This window comes from Nitrospira sp. BLG_2 (assembly GCF_049222245.1).
Map to the genome: position 1 here is coordinate 1 of NZ_JBLYIG010000749.1, position 1,978 is coordinate 1,978.

At 44.4% G+C, this 1,978-nt stretch carries 2 protein-coding genes; both read right to left on the reverse strand.

The window, feature by feature from the left end:
- The coding region (locus ACOSYY_RS20020) for a glyceraldehyde-3-phosphate dehydrogenase (RefSeq protein WP_421664723.1) at positions 1–1,039 on the reverse strand (1,039 nt) is incomplete at its 3' end.
- A 112-nt stretch (positions 1,040–1,151) separates the two neighbouring features.
- A partial coding sequence (locus ACOSYY_RS20025) for a sigma-70 family RNA polymerase sigma factor (RefSeq protein WP_421664724.1) occupies positions 1,152–1,978 on the reverse strand: 827 nt, incomplete at its 5' end.

A 1,978-nucleotide genomic window follows, 5' to 3' on the forward strand; every position in this document is an offset into this window, starting at 1 on the left:
GTCCGCGACGGTATTTTTTATGGTAGTTGTCGAGAAGGTTCTGATCGTTCGTGTACGAGTGGATCGTCTCGATATGTCCCCGCTCGATGCCAAGCGTCTTTTCGAGAACTGCCAATACAGGAACGATTGCATTGGTAGTGCAGGAGGCGGCAGAAAAGATATTTTCGTTTTTATGATCGAACGATTCTTCGTTTATACCATAAACGACATTGGGAATATCGCCTTTACCGGGAGCGGTGAGAAGTACCTGGTTCACGCCTTTCGACTTAAGGTGTTTGCTTAATCCTTCGCGATCTCTTGCAATTCCGGTGTTGTCAATTACCAGTGCGTTTTGAATGCCATATTTGGTATAGTCGATCGATGAAGGGTCGTTGGCGGCAATCATATGCACGCTGTGTCCGTTTACGATAAGACATTTGTTTTTGAAATCCTCGATAACCGTTCCGGGAAATGCGCCATGTACGGAATCATTGCGCAGGAGATCTGCACGTTTGATAATATCTTCATCGCTGTCGCTTCTTGTTACGACTGCACGCAGTCTGAGCTGTTCTCCTTTGCCTGCCTGGGCAATTAATTCACGCATTACGATACGTCCGATCCGGCCAAAACCATAAAGTATGACATCCTTCGGGACGATGGTGTGTTTTTCCTTTCCGATGAATTCGCGGAGTTTATTGGCTGCAAATTCGCCGGCATTTTTGAAATTATTTTTTTCCTGGAACCACTCAGCTTCGAGTCTGCCGATATCAATTCGTGAAGGAGCCAGATCAAGCCGGTTTAATTCATTGGCAAGCATCAGGGTGTCATGTATGTTTATCGGTCTCTTGGCGATCTCCTTTGCATTTTGATGAAGGTTGAGTATTTCACTGGCGCTTCTGTCGACCAGCTGATTGCGGAAAAGAACCAGCTCAACGGACTTATCGAACCATAGGGTTCCGGTAACATGTATCAGAGCGATTGCAGCTTTTTCCTGGAGAATCCATTCAGCCAGTTCCGATTCGTATTGATCCTTGTAGGCTAACGACATCTTATCATTCATTGTATCAAAAGTCATTGTGTTATTTTTAGGTTGTTGGTTCAATTTTAAACAAGAACAGCTTTCAAATTGAAAGCTGATGCCTGTTATTGGTTATATACATTAAAAAAAAATATTATCCGAGATAAGCCTTAAGTAACCTGCTTCTTGACTTATGGCGCAGACGGCGAATTGCCTTTTCTTTAATCTGGCGGACACGCTCACGAGTCAGGTCAAATTTGGCCCCGATTTCTTCGAGTGTAAGTCCATGCTGCATTCCAATGCCAAAAAATAATTTAATTACTTCCCTTTCTCTCTCTGTGAGCGTGCTTAATGATCTCTCAATTTCCTTTTGAAGCGATTCATTCATCAGCATTCCGTCGGCACGGGGAGAATCCTGGTTTTCCAATACATCGATCAGGCTGTTGTCCTCGCCCTGTACGAATGGTGCATCCATAGAAACATGTTTCCCGCTTACACGCATCGTGTCGGCTATTTTTTCAGTAGGTATGTCGAGGATCTTTGCAAGTTCATCCGGAGAAGGCTCACGCTCGAATTCCTGCTCAAGTTTTGAATATGCCTTCGAAATCTTATTCAGGGAACCGACCTGGTTGAGAGGCAACCTTACGATTCTCGATTGCTCTGCCAATGCCTGTAATATACTCTGACGAATCCACCAAACGGCATAGGAAATGAATTTAAATCCACGGGTTTCATCAAAACGTTTTGCAGCTTTAATCAGTCCAAGATTTCCTTCGTTGATCAGATCGGGGAGGCTCAATCCCTGGTTTTGATATTGCTTTGCAACAGATACAACGAAACGAAGATTAGCCTTTGTTAGACGATCCAATGCAACCTGGTCTCCTTCTTTAATCCGGCGCGCTAATCTGACTTCTTCTTCGGCAGTAATGAGTTCTTCGCGTCCGATCTCCTGGAGATACTTTTCCAGTGACTGACTTTCGC